Origin of the sequence: Pseudomonas sp. P7759 (assembly GCF_013386445.1) — a bacterium.
Lineage (GTDB): Bacteria > Pseudomonadota > Gammaproteobacteria > Pseudomonadales > Pseudomonadaceae > Aquipseudomonas > Aquipseudomonas azotoformans_A.
This window is the reverse complement of sequence record NZ_JACART010000015.1, coordinates 98,810-116,723: the sequence shown is the minus strand read 5'-3', so window position 1 is coordinate 116,723 and position 17,914 is coordinate 98,810. Positions and strand designations below refer to the sequence as shown.

General features: G+C 54.8%; 13 protein-coding genes. 12 read left to right on the top strand and 1 reads right to left on the bottom strand.

Going from position 1 to position 17,914, the window contains the following annotated elements:
• Positions 1 to 15: 15 nt before the first annotated feature.
• Positions 16 to 3,051 carry a DUF726 domain-containing protein gene (locus HX823_RS14575; protein ID WP_177075269.1) on the top strand — a complete coding sequence of 1,012 codons (3,036 nt, stop codon included), beginning with the start codon at positions 16 to 18 and terminating at the stop codon, positions 3,049 to 3,051.
• The gene (locus tag HX823_RS14570; protein WP_177075268.1) at positions 3,051 to 4,754 is read left to right on the top strand and encodes a LeoA/HP0731 family dynamin-like GTPase; all 1,704 of its coding nucleotides are present in this window, start codon (positions 3,051 to 3,053) and stop codon (positions 4,752 to 4,754) included. Before HX823_RS14575 ends, HX823_RS14570 begins: the two co-directional genes overlap by 1 nt.
• 473 nt (positions 4,755 to 5,227) lie before the next feature.
• On the opposite strand, the gene HX823_RS14565 is transcribed toward HX823_RS14570, so the two are convergent.
• On the bottom strand, positions 5,228 to 6,103 hold the full coding sequence (locus tag HX823_RS14565; protein WP_177075267.1) for a WYL domain-containing protein: 876 nt from the start codon (positions 6,101 to 6,103) through the stop codon (positions 5,228 to 5,230).
• Between the two features lie 119 nt (positions 6,104 to 6,222).
• Between HX823_RS14565 and HX823_RS14560 the strand changes: the two genes are divergently transcribed.
• The 10 genes from HX823_RS14560 (at position 6,223) to HX823_RS14515 (ending at position 17,782) form a co-directional block, all read left to right on the top strand.
• The gene (locus tag HX823_RS14560; RefSeq protein ID WP_177075266.1) at positions 6,223 to 6,483 is read left to right on the top strand and encodes a hypothetical protein; all 261 of its coding nucleotides are present in this window, start codon (positions 6,223 to 6,225) and stop codon (positions 6,481 to 6,483) included.
• A gap of 594 nt (positions 6,484 to 7,077) precedes the next feature.
• Entirely contained in the window at positions 7,078 to 7,872 is a 795-nt protein-coding gene (locus HX823_RS14555; protein WP_177033994.1) for a hypothetical protein, read from the top strand.
• 1 nt (position 7,873) lies between these two features.
• Positions 7,874 to 9,613, top strand: coding sequence for a hypothetical protein (locus tag HX823_RS14550; protein ID WP_177075265.1), 1,740 nt, complete (start codon positions 7,874 to 7,876; stop codon positions 9,611 to 9,613).
• Positions 9,585 to 11,318: a LeoA/HP0731 family dynamin-like GTPase gene (locus tag HX823_RS14545; RefSeq protein WP_177033998.1), complete on the top strand. Its 1,734-nt coding sequence runs from the start codon at positions 9,585 to 9,587 to the stop codon at positions 11,316 to 11,318. Before HX823_RS14550 ends, HX823_RS14545 begins: the two co-directional genes overlap by 29 nt.
• Positions 11,319 to 11,551: 233 nt before the next feature.
• Positions 11,552 to 11,764 carry a hypothetical protein gene (locus HX823_RS14540; protein WP_177075264.1) on the top strand — a complete coding sequence of 71 codons (213 nt, stop codon included), beginning with the start codon at positions 11,552 to 11,554 and terminating at the stop codon, positions 11,762 to 11,764.
• Positions 11,761 to 12,144: a hypothetical protein gene (locus HX823_RS14535; protein WP_177034002.1), complete on the top strand. Its 384-nt coding sequence runs from the start codon at positions 11,761 to 11,763 to the stop codon at positions 12,142 to 12,144. The genes HX823_RS14540 and HX823_RS14535 overlap by 4 nt, the downstream gene beginning before the upstream one ends.
• Before the next feature lie 397 nt (positions 12,145 to 12,541).
• The gene (locus HX823_RS14530; RefSeq protein WP_177075263.1) at positions 12,542 to 13,009 is read left to right on the top strand and encodes a hypothetical protein; all 468 of its coding nucleotides are present in this window, start codon (positions 12,542 to 12,544) and stop codon (positions 13,007 to 13,009) included.
• Positions 13,010 to 13,492: 483 nt separating this feature from the next.
• A complete protein-coding gene (locus HX823_RS14525) occupies positions 13,493 to 14,245 on the top strand; it encodes a hypothetical protein (RefSeq protein WP_177034007.1) in 753 nt (250 codons plus the stop codon).
• Positions 14,242 to 15,762: a DUF262 domain-containing protein gene (locus HX823_RS14520; RefSeq protein ID WP_177075262.1), complete on the top strand. Its 1,521-nt coding sequence runs from the start codon at positions 14,242 to 14,244 to the stop codon at positions 15,760 to 15,762. Before HX823_RS14525 ends, HX823_RS14520 begins: the two co-directional genes overlap by 4 nt.
• Entirely contained in the window at positions 15,752 to 17,782 is a 2,031-nt protein-coding gene (locus HX823_RS14515; protein WP_177075261.1) for a DUF262 domain-containing protein, read from the top strand. The genes HX823_RS14520 and HX823_RS14515 overlap by 11 nt, the downstream gene beginning before the upstream one ends.
• Positions 17,783 to 17,914: the final 132 nt, after the last annotated feature.

The following is a 17,914-nucleotide window of genomic DNA, read 5'->3' as shown; positions in this document are numbered from 1 at the left end:
GATAGCGAGAACTCGATGAGCAGACTATTTACGTTCAGCAGCTTACAAAATAAAAGCCACGGATCGAATGAAGCGAATATCTTCGTTCACGGTTACAGCGCCGGCCATAGTGTCGAAGACCGGCAAACCTTGCTGGCAAGCATTCCTGAATCCATTCGCAACCACACGAACATTTTCGCCTTTTGGCCGTCCAGCCATTTTGCCCGCTTCAATCGGACGTCAAAAACACTGCTTCACGCCACAAGCCGGGTGTCATTGCCGGTTGGCGCCGCAGCCGCGGCTGTCGATCGTGGCTCGCACTTTTGGAAAATCCGTTCGCGAGCCGAGGAAATGGGCGAGTCACTACTCGACCAATTAAGTGGTTACCTGCGTGACCACCACCTGGGCATCGATACCGTCAACCTGATCGGGCATTCGCTCGGTGGGCGTCTGGTCATCAGTAGCTTGAAAAAACTTGTCGCCGCGCGGTCTCACTCACTCGCGGTGAATGATGTTTTGCTGATGGCTGCTGCGGTCACCGTGGAGCCTTCTGAGGCGCATCAGATGCGCGGCGTGCTCAAAGGACGCCTGATCAATGCCTACTCCAAATCTGATTGGACGTTGTTGATGAACGCAGGCGAGGTTTGCCTGGGTCGCAACGAGGTTGAGCATTTCGAAAATATCCAGATCACTGGCTTTGCGCACGGTGACTACTGGAAACAACTCCCTGAGGTGCTGACCCAGGTACGGTTCAAAACCACGGAGCAAGATCAAGGTTTAGAGGTGCTGGAGGGGGCCCTGGCTGCTACCACTCCACCATCTGAACCACCTCATTTACAGGACGTAAGCACCATGACGCTTGACCTCAAGACCCCTGGCGATATTTATCAACACATCAATGATGAGCTGGCGAGCATTACCCTTTCGCTGAACACCCAGTCGACCGACCCAGCGCTGAATCTGGCGCAACAAGATGCGCGAGAATTGCTGAATGAACAGCAAGTCACGCTGACCGCGCAGCTCAAGGCGCTTCAAGAAAACGCCGAATGGAAAACCTTCACTATTGCGGTGTATGGCGAAACCGGTGCCGGCAAATCAACCCTTATTGAAACCTTGCGGATTCTGTTGCAAGAGCCCACCAAGGTCGTCCATCAAAAGGCATTCCGCGAGCTACAAAAAAAATACGAACTGAGCGAAGCGAACCTTCAGCACCTGCAGCAGTTGCTCGAACAGACAGACGTTCAGCTCGCCGGTCTGGTTCAACAGCTTAACGGCACTATCGAACACCATAGCCGCCTGCACAGCGATGCGCTCGATGCCATCAATGGCCTGCAGGCGCTAATCGTCGAACGCAAGGAAACTGCCTCGCTCTGGCAAAAGTTGATTCGTCTGTTCAAGCCAATACCGGAGGAGGCGCAACTGGTGCTCGCCGAGCAGCAGTTGCCAGTGCTGGTTGCCGCCCGTGACAGTGCCATCGAACCGTTACGTGCCCAACATGGCGAGGCGGAGCAGGGTAAACACCAGTTGGCACAACAATGCGTGCAACAAGCGCAGGATAGTGAAAGCGCCCTGGCAGAACTGCAAACCCTCGGCGACGGAGAGATCATTGGCGACGGCCGTGCCGATTTCACCCGCCAAACCCAACGCTACGATCTGGAGTTGAACGGCCAACCATTCGCTTTGCTGGATGTGCCCGGTATCGAGGGTAACGAAGGGCTGGTGGTCAGCCAGATCGAAAAAGCCGTGCAGACGGCTCACGCCGTGCTTTATGTCACTAACCAGGCGGCTCCACCCCAAACCGGTGATGCACAGCGCAAAGGCACGTTGGAAAAAATCAAGGAACACCTTGGCGCGCAAACCGAGGTCTGGACGATTTTCAACAAGAAGATTACCAACCCCAAACACTCGCTTACCGACCGACCGCTCATCTCCGAAGACGAAGCTGTGAGTTTGGAAGGGCTGAACGAGAAGATGCGCGAGCAGCTTGGTGCCAACTACCGCGAGGTGTTTCCCCTCTCGGCACTGCCTGCGTTTTTGGCCTCAACCGATCACTTTGCCCCCCACTCGCAAAATGCCACTCGGCGCACCAAGATTCTCGCGGACTTCAACGCTGAAGAACTGTTGGAAAAAACCCGTTTGCGCGCGTTTTTATACCTGCTCAACGGTAAGTTACTCGATGGCAGCGACGCCAAGATAACCCGAGCTAATTTCCATAAGGCCAAGGATGCATTGGACCAGACGGTGACAGCGCTGGAGGCGCTCAAGGGCAGGTTCAGCCAGTTATTGGAGAACCTGCGTGTCGACGGTCACAGTGCTCAAGTGCAATTGAAGGGTAGCTTCAAATCCCTGAAAAAACGTCTGGAGTCAGCCGGTGAAACGGAGATTGATCAGTTTGTCAGCCGCGTGCGAAATGCGATGTACAAACGCATCGATACCGACATCAGCAATGATGAGTTCAAGCAAGCGTTTCGCGGCACCATCGATGCTCAGCAAAAGAAGCTGAGTGATGAGTTACCGCAGGTTATCGCGAAGGAGGTCGAGCGGTTCCAAAAGGAGGCCGAAGACATTCTTGCTCGCTTCGAAGAGCAAGCGCGCGAGTTGACGGGTATCTACGCGAAACTTGGCAGTACCAAGCTCGATAGCCAGTTCAATCTCAAGATCAAGATCGACAACGGTGTCAAAGTCGGCAGCTTGCTGATTGGCGTGGCGGGCACTATTGCAGCGGCGTTCTTTACCGGTGGTACCAGTTTGCTGGTGCTGGCCCCCGCGCTCGCGGGGCTCGCAGTATCGGCTTACAAGGCTGTTCGCAGCGCATTCAGCTCTGACTACAGGAAGTCCCAGCAGCGCGACGCTATTGATAGCAACCTGCGCGAAGCAACAGGTGAATTACGTACTTTGCTCCACGACGGTTTGAAAACCTCCCTGGCAGACATGGAGAAGAAAATTCGCGTGCTGGAGCAGGCACTTGAAGCCCCCATCACCCAGACCGCTGGCCTGGTACTGCTATTGGGTCAATCGACTGATCAACTGACTGCCCTTTCTCGCCAAATCGACAACGCAGGAACCCTGTAATGGAAAACACCCTCGATACATTCAAGGCTCAGCAAGCGCTCTCGGTAGACCTGCTCGGCAAACTGCTCACATTTCTCGATCAGGGCGAAGCCGCCGGCGTAACGGTTGATCCGGTGCTCAAGGACAAACTGCAAACCGCCATCGGCAGCGTGGCCGGTGAAAAACTCAAAGTGGCCCTGATTGGTGGCTTCTCGGAAGGCAAAACGTCTATCGCCGCAGCCTGGATGGAAAAGCTGGATAAATCCAGCATGAAAATCAGCCACCAGGAGTCGTCCAACGAAGTGAAAGTCTACGAAGTGGGTGACGACTTTGTATTGATTGACACCCCAGGCTTGTTCGGTTTCAAGGAGCAGGTGAACGCCGAAACCAATGCCATCGAAAAATATAAAGACACCACCAAGAAGTACGTGAGCGAAGCCCATCTGGTGCTCTACGTCATGAACTCCACCAACCCGATCAAGGAGAGCCACCAGGACGATTTGGTCTGGCTGTTCCGAACCCTGGACCTGCTGCCCCGCACGGTATTTGTACTCAGCCGTTTTGACGAAGTCGCCGACGTTGAAGACGAGCAGGACTACCAGGCCAACCTGGCCATCAAACGTACGAACGTCACCGGGCGCCTGCGCGAGCTGGTAGGGCTAAGCAAAGCCGAAGTTGCTCAGTTGACTGTCGTGGCAGTAGCGGCGAACCCATTTGATCTAGGGTTTGATCATTGGCTGACCAACATTGGCCAGTTCAAAGCGCTGTCCCATATCGCCAGTCTGCAATCGGCAACTACCTACAAAATCCAGAACAGCGGCGGCAGCGTCGCGTTGGCTGGCGAAATGCACAACAGCGTGATTCGTGATGTGCTGAACAAGCAGCTACCAGTGGCCATCGAGAATGATCAGAAAATCTCGCTGGAGGTGAGCCGACTTCGTGAGCTGAAAAGCCGCTCGGAAGACCAGTTGGAAACTACAGGGCGAGAAATCGAGGCAGTGCGCAGAAGTTTGAGCGCTTTCGTAGAGCGCTATTTCACTGACCTGATCATGCAAGCCAAGGGTGCCAGCCTGGAGACATTTGGCGACTTTTTCGAGCGCGAAGTGGGCGCAGAGGGCATCGTGCTTGCTACGCGACTGCAGAACGAATTCAGTCGGCAAACCGAATCCATCACCCTTGATGTGGCGAAGATGCAGCTCGGCTTTGATACCGAAATCAATCATTTCAACACCAATGTCCGCGCATTCGGCAAACAGGGTGTCAATCACCTGCTTAAAGGCAACATGATCAATAACACCACCGTGTTAGCCGCACGCGACACAGTGGTCAGCGCAGGCAAGATGATAGGCATGGAGCTTGGCTCACTGCTCAAATTCAAACCCTGGGGCGCCGTGAAGTTCGCCAAGGGCGCCAATGGTGCACTCGCCTTTCTCGGCGTTGCCATGGAAGCCTGGGATAGTTGGGAGCAATACAAGCGGGAAGAGGCGTTCCGTACTTCCATCGCGAAGATGGTTGAAGACTTCGAGAAGCAGCGCAAGGAGCTAATAGGCCTGATCAACGCCGAGCAATTCAAAGAGCAATTCTTCGGCAAGTATCTGGAGCTCAAAGAAAGTGTTTCCATGCTCCAGAACAGCCTGAAAGACAGCAGTGAACGCCAGCAGCGATTCCAGGCATGGCGTGTTGAGGCAGAAAACATTGAGGCGCAGTTCAAGGCGCTGAATTGAATGCGGTGAAGCGGTAAGCGTGATCGGTGTAGGTGCGGTGGTTGCGCATCTACTGATCCGGGCGGGGCTGACGGGTGACTGCCAACTCTCCGGGTGCCTGAATCTCTTTATTTACTGAATCCCAGGCACAAAAAAAGACGTCCGTGGACGTCTTTAGATGTTGAAGTGGTGGAGCCGGGGGAAGTTGAATTAGCTCAGTAACATATTGATTAATGGTGATAACTCCGGTTTGTATTTTAAGCAGGAATACCGATTGGAATACTGCGACAAGTATTCCTGGCCTGCCGATGACCAGTTCGGCCGCCCAATGTCGGGCGACCCCTGTTCCCAGTACAGTCACTGAGCTATCACTACGGGGTAACGGGCGCTTCCAGCCTGTCCAGCATCAGTAGAGTAATGAGCAGAAGCGGCTTGCCGAGCAGGTTGGCGCAGCCACGCAGTTTATCTCGGTTGACGCTGCGAAGAGCTAAGTGTCAGTACTTCATCAACCACGGCTGCAGTTCCTGGAGGTTGCTTACCACCAGTTGCTGGGCCTCAGGCAGTATTGCCATGTTGCGGTGGTCGATCTGATACCGCTGCAGCACATACTTCACCAGTGCCCGGCGGCTGGAGACCACCAGTTGTCCCTGCGTCATGCCGAAGTCGGTTTCGATAATTGCCTTCTGCGCCGCGTTCAACCGCCAATCAGGCTCGAAGATAATCGGCACCTCGATATTCCAGTCTTCGTCCTGCTCGCGGGTGTTTGGCGACGCGTCGAGTAAGTCTGGCTGCCCACGCAGGCGGCTGAGGACAAAGTCGCGGTACTGGCCGTTCTTTTCGCAGTAGGCCCGCACGTGCCAGCGCATGCCAGTGTAGACCAGCGTGTGCGGTGCGATCAGGCGCACCTCGACGTCGGGGGTGTTGAAGGAAACGTATTCGGTTTCCAGGCGCAGGCCTTCACGGCAGGCCTTGAGCAAGGGGCGCAGCACCTCGGGCCGAATGGGCCGATCAGGCACTTCCAGCACTCGGGTGTGTGCATAAGCCAGTGCCAGCCCGTCGATGTGCGGGGCGCGTTCATTATTCTGGTAAAGCAGGTGCAAATAGGCGCTGGCGCTGTCTTCGATGAACAGCGGCTCGAACTGCGCGCTTGGTACATAGCCCTTGATCTGCTTGTCATACGTCAAGTTTTCGGGCGCATGTTCGGTGATGTAGGTATTGATGTCCTTCGACGCCTGCTGGCGGCTGATGCCAAAGCTCTGCATCAGGTGCCCTGTGGTCAGCCGGCCTTCCCACCAGGCAACGGTTTCGATCAAACGGTAGCGAAGTGCCAGATCCCAGCGTACCTGCTCGATGGATTGCTTGCGTTTCATACCCTCTCCATGTGCGCGATTACTTTACCTGTATAAGTCTACATTCTGGACGTGTAGCTCTTCATTACATATTTTTGGCTTGTCTTCGGAATACGTCGGAGGCAGCAAAGGATATGAGCATGACTATGCCGGAAGTGGTTGCGACAGGGGCTTTGGTGGCGATGGGGGGCATCCTGCTGGTGCTGATTCAGCAAGCTTTGAGGCTCGGCGAGCTTTGGAAAAAGGTCGAGCAATGCCAGCATTACCTGCGCTGGCTGCAGATCTGGGAAATGGAGAACCGCGAGTTGCGCTCGGCGTTGCGTGCAGAGCGTGAGCATGTTGCGCAGTTGCAGCGCAAGTTGGTGATTTTGCAGGAACTGAATTCTGCAGCAGAGTGTTAAGGGACGATATGAACAGAATTGAACGGATCAGCGGCTGCCTGCTGGCGGCGAGTATGAAGAGCAGATTGAACTGGCTTATCCAGGTAGTTGGATGCGTTGAAGGTAATGGATTTGCCCAAGTGAAAGGAGCTTGAAAATGCCGATCAAACCCAGACCCTTCACTTTGAAATGTGAAGGTTGTGGTTGGACGAAAGCAGTGGCGCCGCAGAGTGATGCGTTGGCACCTAGTGAGAGGTTTGATCAGTGCCCTAGGTGTGGCAGCAAGGCGCTGGAGATACGTCCTGCGGGTTGGTTTAAGGGGGCAGTGGCGGAGTTGCTGGCGCGCAGACGTTTTTGAGGCGCCTCCGCTCAGTTGGTGGAATTCTCCCAGCGGCCCGGAGGGTTCGTTATCGATGGGGCCTACAGGTGTCGTGGCTATATGCCATTGCTGGGCGAGCGTTTACCATAGCGCAGAGCTGTGGTGGAGGCTTTCAGAACCAGCCCATTCGGCTCTGCCTTGGAGCATTCCACTCATGCACGGTCAGGACTTCCAACTCGCTGCTTTTATTGCCAAACAAAACGCTGCCTGGCCTAACTTCATTACAAGGACGCGCAATGAACTCCCCTGAAGATCTCAACCGCCTCTATACCGATGTCTCAGATAGCATTGGCAGCGCCATGACTGACATTCTCGCGCTTAATGTCGAGCACAAGGATGGTAAGCGCGAAATCGGCAATATCACTGACAAGCTGCGCGACATTCGGGGCCGGTTCGACAGCGAACTTCAGCAGTTGAAAACCCACGCCGAGTGGGACACATTTACCTTGGCGTTTTTCGGCGAAACTAACGCCGGCAAGAGCACGATCATCGAATCACTGCGCATCCTGTTCAAGGAAGAATCCCGCCAGGCACTGCTGCAACAGCATGCCGACGATCTTGAGCAGTTCTCGCAGGCCCTTACCGCTCAACTCGAACGCGTCCGCGAAGGCTTGCACGCCTTGTACAGCGAGTACACCGGTGAAGTGGCCAGTATCAGCCAAAGCACAGCCCGGCTGACGCAAATCGTTCAGAGTGAAGCCCAGGAACGAAACACGATTGCCCAAGCCGAAGCCGATGCAAGAACCCGGCTTGCCCAGCAAGAGGCTGAGTCACGCATTGCGGTGCAACAACAGGAAGCAGCGCATCGTCAGCAGATAGCGGAGGCTGACGCGAGGGCCAAGCGCGATCTCGCCGAACAGGAGTCCAACGCTCGCCTGGCACTGGAACAGCAGGAAACCTCACAGCGTCTGGAAATTACGCAAGCGCATGCGATATCGCGCTTCAAGGTCCGCCTGGCCATGTTCGGCATTGGTGGGGTTCTGATCGGCGCCTCAGCTGTGGCGGCGGTGCTGACGTTGGCAGGAGCCTGAAATGTCCCGACATGAGCTCGATGAACTGTTCGATGAGGCAACCTCAGCCCCCTTGCCTGTTGCCCCGGATGACGCATCTGTCCTCCAACACATCGAGGCACGCTCCCCGGCACTGGATGCCCTGCTCAATCAGCAACTCACGGCACTGCACGACAAGCTGTTGGCGCACGAGCGTAAGAAGGCTCAAGCACGTCGGGTAGACGGGCTGATCATAGGCACTGGTGAAGCCGATTTCACTAAGGGCAATACACTCTACCCCCTGAACTACAAGGGCAAACGCTTTCAGCTGATCGACGTGCCCGGTATCGAGGGAGACGAAAGCAAGTACGCGCACATGGTTCGCGAAGCGGTGGCCAAGGCTCATCTTGTCCTTTATGTGAACGGCACCAATAAAAAGCCGGAGAAGGCGACCGCAGAGAAAATTCGTTCCTATCTGCGGCTAGGTACTCAGGTCTGCCCCTTGGTCAACGTGCGTGGCAATGCCGATGCCTACGAGTTCGAGGAAGATCGCGAGTCGCTGACAGCGCACGGCGGTGCCACCGTTGCCTTGCAACAGACCGAGGAAGTGCTGCGTTCGGTATTGGGCAGCAAGGTCTTGCAGCCCGGCCATTGCGTGCAGGGCCTGCTGGCGTTTTCGTCGCTGGCGAGCGACGCGCAAACTGGGCGTACGACAATCGACCCCGCCCGTGGCCGAGACTTGGTCATTCAGCAGCGCAATTATCAGAAGCACTTCGCCTCGTCGAAAGCGATGTACGAATTCAGCCAGATAAAGTCAGTCGCCAAAGTGCTGCATTCCAAACTTGCGACGTTCCGCGAAGACATGGTCGAGAGCAACAAGACCAAGGTGTACGAACTGCTGGTTGAGAACATCTCGACCTTGCAATCGTTGCACGGCGCCCATGAAGCATTTGTGGCCAGATCCAAATCGGAGTTCGAGAAGTGCCGTGAAGCGATCAAGGGTTCCCTGGAGCGATTCGAACGGCTGGTCATGACCGGGAGACGAAACCTTTGGGACAACCTGTTCAATAGCTTGAAGGAAGACGCCGACTATATCGTCGAACGCCATTTTGGCGACAACGACGCTATTTCCAGCCAAATCAATCGTGCCTTCAAAACTCGGCAGAATTCGCTCAAGGAAAAACTGCAGGAGCAGTTCGAACTGTACCTCAACGACTTAGGCCAAGACCTACAGCAGGCGATTCAGCGCTTGTTGGAGGACGTCGCACGGGTGGAGTTCGAGCAGCTTCTCTATGATACCGAAGCCCTAAATATCAATTACAAGACACCTGACTTGGACCTTGGCTTTGAGCTGGGTGACTATGGCTGGATGGCCTTCAACATAGGCTCCTACGCATTAGCAGGGGCAGGTATCGGGACAGCGTTTCCAGTGATAGGCAACCTGATAGGCGCTGCCGCCGGCGCTCTGGTGGGCATCCTGGTCAGTTTGCTGAGCGTCTTCACCGGCAAGGAAAAACGTATTCGCAAGGCGCAGGGGCAAGTGCAGGAGAAGATCGATGAAGCCTGTTTTGAAGCACATAAAGCCTTGAAAGAAGAGCGCAAAACGCTGTTTGCCCCCGTGCGCAAGCAAATTGATGAGACCGTGCTGTCTCGTGTGCAGCAACTTGACGAGTCGCTCAAGCGCCCTCTGAAGATCATCGAACAGCAGATAGCGCTAATGACCCGTACCAAAGAACAACTGGAGAGCATGCCTTATGGAACAATTCAAGCAGTTCAACGTTGAGAAACAGACCGCGCTCAAGGGGTTGGAGCAACTGCGTGCAGTGCTCGACGAGTTGGGCGAGATGGGCGCGGACGTCGGGAGCGAGCTGCAGAAAATAGACTCGGCGGTACAGGCAGTCGAATCCGATGTCCTGCGTATCGCCTTGCTCGGTGCTTTTTCCGACGGCAAGACCAGCGTAATTGCCGCTTGGTTGGGCAAGGTTATGGCCGACATGAACATAGACATGGACGAGTCCTCCGACCGCTTGGCCATCTATTCCCCAGAGGGGCTCCCGGAAAAGTGCGAAATCGTCGACACCCCCGGCCTGTTCGGCGACAAGGAAAAGAGTGTCGACGGTGAGCAGGTGATGTACGAAGACCTGACCAAACGCTACATCTCTGAGGCGCACCTGATTCTGTATGTGGTGGACGCAACCAACCCGCTCAAGGAAAGCCACAACGACATCGTCAAGTGGGTACTGCGGGACTTGAACAAGCTGTCCTCGACCATTTTCGTGATCAACAAGATGGACGAAGTGACCGACCTCACTGAACAAGTGCTGTTCGATGCCCAGGCCACGATCAAGAAGGATAACCTCAAAGGCAAACTGCAGCGTGCGGCCAATCTTAGCTCGGACGAAATGGCCAGGCTGAACATTGTCTGCCTGGCATCCAACCCAAATGGGCGTGGCTTACCGTTCTGGTTTGGCAAGCCGGAGCACTATGAAAGCCGCTCGCGCATCAACGACCTCAAAGCAATGACCACTGAAGTACTGCGGCACAATGTTCCGGGGGTGCTGATCGCCAAGACCGGCTTGGATGTGGTGCGGGATGTTGTCGGCCAGCATGTGCTTCGCGCCGAAGAACAGTTGGGGCAGCTCAAGGCCTTTGCCGAACAGAATGCCGAGGAATCGGCACGCATCAGTCAGGACATTGCCACGGGCCGCCGTGAAGTCAAACGACTGGCTGGCGAGCTCTTCGAGGAACTTCAGAACCTTGAAAAAGGCTTACTGGGCAAGCTCCGTCCTCTTGGCCTGGAAAACATTCGTGAATTCCTCGAGGACGAACTCGGTTACACCGAGGAAGGCGTAGGCTTCAAGCTGAACCTGAAGATCAAGGGCGCGATCGACCGTTCATTCGATCAGTCGTCCAAAGTGACCAGCCGCATCTCTCAGGATATTGGCCGCCAGCTCAACTCCAGCGAAAGTTTTCTCAATGCTATGGGCGATAGTGCATTGAAGTCGATGGGTGGGGCGGCCAAAGGCATTGCGAACCTGAGTCCAGACATCATCAAGGGCGCGGTCTTCGCGGCCCGCGATGCACTCAGCGCGGTGACCGGTGTCGCGATCAAATTCAAGCCCTGGCAGGCGACTAAAATCGCCGGAGCCATTTCAAAATGGGCAGGTCCTGCAGGAGCAGCTATCACTCTTACCTCGGACCTTCTCAGCGCCTACAAAGCGCATGAATTGGAACAGGAATTGAAGAGCGCCAAGGACTCGATTGCCGAGGTGATCAAAAGTGCCTTCAAGGATATTTACGACATCATCGGCGACGACGAAAAGCTACTGGATTTCTTTGCACCACAGCTCAAGGCGTTTGAGAAGATCATTGAAACTGTGGAGGAGCGCTCGACGTTTATCAGCACCAATCAAGCCAAGCTCCAGGCCGTGAAAGCCAAGTTGAATGCCCTGACATCGTCGCCAGCGCGGCTTGAGGCTACGGTCTGAACAAACGGCAAGGGGCGCCACGCGCCCTTTGTTAACGAGTTTCAGGGGTCGTGCGTGTATTAGAATATGCGAGCGACTAATCAAACCAAGCAGAGTAATAACTTATTGCGGCCGGTTGGTACGCACGCAGGGAAGTCTTGGCGCTAAAGAACGCCAGGAGACGGCCGATAACCTTGCAGAACTGCTGAATTTATGGTGTTGGCACAATACGGTGCTCATACATGAGGTCGGACATGATTATTGTCGTGATAGCCGCAATTGTTGTAGCTGTGATTGTTTTCAAGCTATTGCTTCCGCTTTTGGGGGAAATGATTGGCTTGGTAATCGGCGGTGCGTTATTAATTGGTGGTATTGCTTTGTGCGTGGCTTTTCCGCCCGTGATTATTCTCTTTCTCATTGTGGGCTTGATTATTGCTGGTAATAAAAAATCTAAGGGTGAGCAATGAGTGTTACTACAGAGAAAGAACTGGCTGACGCGGTAAGTCGCAATGAAGATACCATCGTAATTGAAGGCGATCTTGCCAAAAAAACTGTTCGAATCAAGGCGACAGGAACTGTTGCATGGGCTGTTGCCATTGGCTCTATCGGCATCGTCTTTTATGGGGTAATTGCTACGCTGGGCACGGGTGGTGCAGCTACACCAGTTGCTGGTGTAGCGGCTGTTGCCGGATCCGGCGCAGCCCTTAGTATTCTAGGGGTTGCGACAACTACTGCCGCTGTATCCATGGCGGTTTCTGTGAGAAGTCTTAGCGTGCTGAAGAAGCTAAGAGGTAATTATAAGATAGCAATTGACTCGGGAGATAAGGTCACGCTAAAGCGCTGCTAATTGGCTGGGATGCTTTCATGAGTTTTGCTGCCGCTCACGGAGTGCTTAGAAAAACGAAGGAGCAATACTGCGACAAGTATCCCTGGCCTGCCGATGATCAGTTCAGTCGCCCACTGTAGGGCGACCCCTGGTCCAAGCGTGGTCACTGAGCTAAATGACTACGTGATAACAGGCATCACCCCATAATATGTCTGAGTTATCCAGCATCAGCAGAGTAATAACCAGAACCAGCTTGCCGAGCAGGTTGGCGCAGCCCAATCAGGCGGTTAGATCCCTTTCCTCCTTGGCCGCCTGTTAGTAGCCGGGAATGAGACCTTGCAGCCTGTGATGATTTCCTAAAGCCGCGAAGGCGGTGGTCGTGGTATTGTTTGGCCACCATTCGTAAAGGAGTACAGCCGTGGCGTACCTTGTCGTTATACTTGCAGCATTTTTTTCAAAATCGTATTTCAACAGTAAGCTGTGCAGGGGAGAGTATGGTTTTTTTAAGACCTATTTCCTCTATGGCGGTCTTGGAGCATTTGTAATTTATGCTTCAATCATGTTTTTGTTTGGGTATTCAGCTTTGAAAGATGACAGTGGGACTGGGCATTTTGCGCTCCTGACGACAGCGCGTCTTGGCTTATTCTGTCTTGCGGTTTATCTGTCCGGGATTGCATTGGCGGTGTACAAAATAAAGATGAGGAGCGACTTTTCACCGTTGATGAATTTATACGTGGCACTGATATTGATCGCATTTGTCATCCTGCTGCCGACTGCGCTGTTCAAGGCGCCTGTTATGTGTGCTGTCTATGCAGCCTCGGTGTTTGTTTTTTACAAGTTTGTATGGGGTGGTGAGTTTGTGGTGAAGAAGGCTGCTATTGACTGAGCGTGGGAGAAAAGTGCGGTGCGTGAGTGTCGCACTTCATACACTTTGAGATGGGTTTGATGGCTGCTGTCGAATTGAGGTTCTTCGTTCCTCTACAGCCAGTTGTGTCGCTTGTAGGACGACCTCTGCTCCGGTCGTAGCCATCCAGTTGAGCAGCAACCGATTAGCGCTCCCCCCACAAAAGTTGTCGGGGCGTCCCAGCAGGAGTCGAACAAGGAGTGGCACCAAATTGCCTTGCAGATTGATGTAGTCACGCAGTTGATCCAGATTGGTACTTGTGTTCAGCGTGGCGACACTAAGCATGAAGCCAGGTTCGACGGAGGATTGTAGAGTCTCACCATTCAATAGTGGCATTATGACTGTCAAGCACGCGGCTTCGGCCTGGGATGGCTTTCGCAGCACCACGCGTTCATCCCAGCGTTTGGAATCGTGGCAAATCAGCTCGTTACGCCCACCCAAGGTCCCGCTCAAGGAATGAAGGCAATGATCAAGAAATCGGTGACGGAGCTCGCGTTCGTCAACAGTAAATCGCCGCTACCCACCGTCGAGGTCGATTCGCAGTCCATTGAGGACGCAGGTTTCAGTATCTACCGCACGGTGATGCAGGTACTCACCCAATTGGCTGAGCAGGACGCATCACTGCGGGCGACTCTCTATATGTACGGTACTGTTAGCGTCAATTTCCGCGAGCCGTGCTGGTCTGAGTTTTTGCTGGTTGCAGGTCCAGAAAAGGTGCTGCGTGCCTTGGGGGCCGGCTTTGAACGTTTGCCAGCCGTGAAGTCGCGATTCAGCGATTACGTTCCGTCTTCCGCAGCATTGCGCACTTTTCATGTGCAAGATGGCTTGGTGTGGGAACAAGAGGATGCCAGCACTTGGTACTCCCACGCCCAGACGCTGGCTGACCTGACCGCTGAAGCTGATGAGGCTGATGAGGCTGAAGAGGGTGACGACGATGCCGAGCCTATCGAGGAGGATGAAACGGAAGAGGCCTGGGATGCCGAGGACCTGGAGGCTGCGGATGAGCAAGAAGAGGGCACGGCGGTCGTTGTCGGCAATCGGAAGGCGGCACGTTATCGGGCTGCTCGCTCTGATGCGAAAGTGAGCACCATCCGGGCGAGGATCGAAGAAGTCTTCGGGTTGCCGGAAGGTTCTGTCGCGCTCTGTGGGCCAGACGGTCGCTCGTTGCGGGGGAACGCATTGATCAGGACGCTGCGTAGACGTTGGGACGAAAATTGATCCCGGAATTCCTACCCGCCAAGACTAATTCGCTTGTACGGGTCAGTACTCTGCCTTTCGCCGAATTGCTCAATGCAAGCGATTGGCCATTGGCATTGGACAGCTATCAGCGTGGTTTCGTCTGGGGGCCAGATAAGCTGACGCAACTGGTCAGTGATCTAGCAGCATATGCAGAACAGGCGGATTCCACCCTGCCTTACTACATGGGGGGGGTACTACTGCATCGCGACGCGAGCCAGTCGAAGCGGTTCATCATCGATGGTCAGCAGCGCATCACCGCGCTGTCGCTGTTGTACCACCGCTCTACCGGCAAGCTGCCTGTGGGGCAGGCACTTAGCTATTCAGGCCAATCCGCGCGACATATTGCTGAAGGGTTGCAGGCATTGAAGCAAATGGAGGCGATTGCGCCGCAGATCATCGAAAGACTACGGCTGACAGTGATCGAAGTGGACAGCACCGATCTCGCTTTCACCTTTTTTGACACCCAGAACAACCGCGGGGTGCGCTTGGAGGCCACTGACCTGCTCAAGTCCTATCACCTGCGTGCGATCGACTACGCGCAAGGGAAGACTGAACTCAAGGCAGCACTGCAGCGGCACTGTGCGGAGCGTTGGGAGAGCCTGCAACGCCACCCGGCGGTGCTAAGCCCTGGTCAGGACTTCGCCCCTAACTTATTCAATCGTTTTCTCTGGCGTGCGCGGCGTTGGCGCGGGTCGCACACGCCTGCGGGGAGGCACGAACCGCTCCTGGCAGAATTCCAGCGCGACACTTGGCCCCACGTCGCCGACAGCCGTAGCCGCATTGACAGCGTGCCGCTCTACGCGACTCAGCACAATCGGCTAGCGTCCTGCATGACTCTGGCGCGAGATGGCGATTACGTGCTGCAGGGCAGCCATCTGCGAGTCGGTCAAAATCCTGCAAGCCTACCCATGGCGTTGCGTCAGCCCATCCATGAAGGTGTTGGGTTCTTTCTATACGCAGACAAGTACGCAGCGTTGCTGCAACGGCTGATGAATGATCCTGCGCCATACCTGCAGGTGAGCACGTTCCGCACGATCTACAAACAGCTGCTGCACAATAACCAGGAGTACCTGCGCGAGATCTTCATGCTGTGCAGCCTGATGTATGTCGATCAGTTCGAAGTTGAACAACTGACCGCCTTTGCCCTGCGCTTGGAGTTTTTGCTGGGTGCGATTCGCTTGGAGAAAAAACAGGTCAAGCAGGAAACCGCGGCCAATTTCTTCAGGCTGGCCGAGCTGAACCTGTTGGATGTGATTGCCCAGAGTTACCACCCGAAGCAGGTGCTGGACTTTCTTCAGCACCGACAACAAGCGGTGGCGTCTTCGTATGCCAACGAAACGGTAGCAACAGGGCAGGGTGTGCAGGGACGATATAAGAGGGCAGTCCTGGACTTCTATCAAGGGCAGTTGGATTCCGAATGCTTGACCCTTGCGGGTAAATCGCAATGGCTCGAAACGTACTTGAAGGCTTGTCAGGAAGATCGCCATGCGTATTGATTCCCGTCTCTTCACCTTGGAACAGCTGGCTAATCAAGACGACGCGGCCTGGTGCTTCAACGTGCCCATCTATCAGCGCTTGTACGTTTGGGGTGACGATCAGATAAGGACGTTGCTGACCGATATGGCCAACGCCTTCGATCGGCGCGATGAGCAGTTCTTTCTGGGTGGTGCCTTGCTGGTCGAAAAAACCTCTGAGCAAGACCACCTTAAGGGCTTGCGCCGCTTCGACCTGATCGATGGGCAGCAGCGCTTTACTACGCTGTGGATGCTCAGCACGATCGCCATATGGAACCAGGTGATGGGCGATTTCAGCAGGGTGGTGCTGAAAGACGGTGTGATTCCGCGTTTGCACTTCTCGATTCGCGAGCAAGTGAACGCCTTCCTTGCCAGCATGATGCCGGGCAAGGGGAGAGCGAGCCCTGAGATCCTCGATACCCAAAGCATGAGAGAAGCTCAGCAATTGATGGTTTCCTTCAAGCAGACCTATAAGCGTGCGGATGGCGGACCTGTGGATGATGAATATCTCAAGGCGCTGGCTGGCTTCGTTTATCGCAACGTCTCGCTCGTGCTCACACAGGTGCCTGAGGGGATGGACTTGAACAAGTTGTTCGAAGTCATCAACAACCGCGGCATCCAGCTCCAACATCACGAAATTCTCAAGGCCAGGCTATTGCGCGACATCCCTGCAGAAAGCCGTTCCCGTTACGCGGCTTTGTGGAATGCCTGTGCCGACATGAGTGGTTTTGTCGAACGTAACCTTTGCCAGGAAACCCAGCTGGAGGCTCACCGTCTGGGCGATCTCTATAGCAAGGGGCAGTTGCTGCACGCGGCAGCTGTGCACGGGCTGCTGTCGCGAAGAGCCGAGGCTGCACAAGCGGAATCCGCTGAACGACTGACTTTGGAGAACATCGTCAACGGCGCAGTTACCAGGTTTGACAATGGTTCAGCGGCCATCGCGGTGGATGAAGGCGAAGCGCCATGGGCGCGTAGTATTATTGGCTTCCCGCTGTTCCTTCTGCATGTGCTGCGTATCTGGTTGAAAGAGCAAGGGCAGCCGGATGTGCCCCGCGTGCTGGATCGGCACCTACTTACCTTGTTCGAGGCCCACTTACTGCTGTCGGCGGAGCCAGCGCAGCGTACCGCAAGGGCGCAAGGGTTCATTGACTTGCTCTGGCGTATGCGGGTGCTTTGGGATGAATACGTCATCAAATGGGTCGACCAGGGCGACGACGAAGTTCATCAAATTTGCCACACCTCGATCTCTGCCAATGATGACAAACGTTACATCAGTCGCAGCCGTGACAACGATCTGAAACAAGGCATGTCGTTACTGCAGAGCATGCTCTACCACTCCCAGGAAATCACCACCCATTATTGGTTGACACCTTTCCTCTATTTCATCCACAAGCACGCGCAAACGGTACGTGGCGGCGTGGGGGAGGTTGAGCGCTACTACGACTTCCTGTGCCATTTGGATAACCAGCTACTCGGGGAGGTGACGGGCGATCCCTTGATAGTGCGCACGCGGGCATTCATGGATGAGCCGTGGCGTACCGCTGTCGAGCTTCAATTCGAAGCAGTGCTGCCCTGCGATTACGGAGTGGACTTTGCCCATTACTGGTTCTACAAGCTGGACTTCGTGCTCTGGCATGAGCAGCATCGTGATCATGATGCATGGGGCAACTTTCGCTTCACAGCCAAGAACTCGGTAGAGCATATTTCGCCGCAGAATCCACAGGCGACCGATACCAATAAGGTCACCAACGCCTGGCTGAACCGCTTTGGCAATCTGGCGCTGGTCTCGCGCAGCATCAACTCCGAGTACAGCAATCTGCCATACAACGAAAAGCGCCAGCGATTCCTCAACAAGCGAGCCCTTGAGAAGCGGCCAGACTCTTTGAAAATGGACTTGATCTACTCGAACGACGAATGGGGAGATGCATGGGCGGCTGAACATCAGGCGGCGATGCTGGCGGCAATGCAGCGCCATTACCAAAAGCGTTTTGCCGTTGAGTAGCGTGGAGTAAATGGCAGCGCTCACCAGTGCATCACTACAGTCGGAACTGGTGGGCGGTGGTTGGCAGCCCATTGCCGCATGATTTTCATCCGGTCAGCTAAATATCCAGTTAAGGCTTCACCTCACTGGTGG

Bases quoted from the DNA above. Each gene is read 5' to 3' on its own strand.
- HX823_RS14575 (WP_177075269.1), top strand. From the start codon at position 16: ATGAGCAGACTATTTACGTTCAGCAGCTTACAAAATAAAAGCCACGGA.
- HX823_RS14570 (WP_177075268.1), top strand. From the start codon at position 3,051: ATGGAAAACACCCTCGATACATTCAAGGCTCAGCAAGCGCTCTCGGTA.
- HX823_RS14565 (WP_177075267.1), bottom strand. From the start codon at position 6,103: ATGAAACGCAAGCAATCCATCGAGCAGGTACGCTGGGATCTGGCACTT.
- HX823_RS14560 (WP_177075266.1), top strand. From the start codon at position 6,223: ATGACTATGCCGGAAGTGGTTGCGACAGGGGCTTTGGTGGCGATGGGG.
- HX823_RS14555 (WP_177033994.1), top strand. From the start codon at position 7,078: ATGAACTCCCCTGAAGATCTCAACCGCCTCTATACCGATGTCTCAGAT.
- HX823_RS14550 (WP_177075265.1), top strand. From the start codon at position 7,874: ATGTCCCGACATGAGCTCGATGAACTGTTCGATGAGGCAACCTCAGCC.
- HX823_RS14545 (WP_177033998.1), top strand. From the start codon at position 9,585: ATGGAACAATTCAAGCAGTTCAACGTTGAGAAACAGACCGCGCTCAAG.
- HX823_RS14540 (WP_177075264.1), top strand. From the start codon at position 11,552: ATGATTATTGTCGTGATAGCCGCAATTGTTGTAGCTGTGATTGTTTTC.
- HX823_RS14535 (WP_177034002.1), top strand. From the start codon at position 11,761: ATGAGTGTTACTACAGAGAAAGAACTGGCTGACGCGGTAAGTCGCAAT.
- HX823_RS14525 (WP_177034007.1), top strand. From the start codon at position 13,493: ATGATCAAGAAATCGGTGACGGAGCTCGCGTTCGTCAACAGTAAATCG.
- HX823_RS14515 (WP_177075261.1), top strand. From the start codon at position 15,752: ATGCGTATTGATTCCCGTCTCTTCACCTTGGAACAGCTGGCTAATCAA.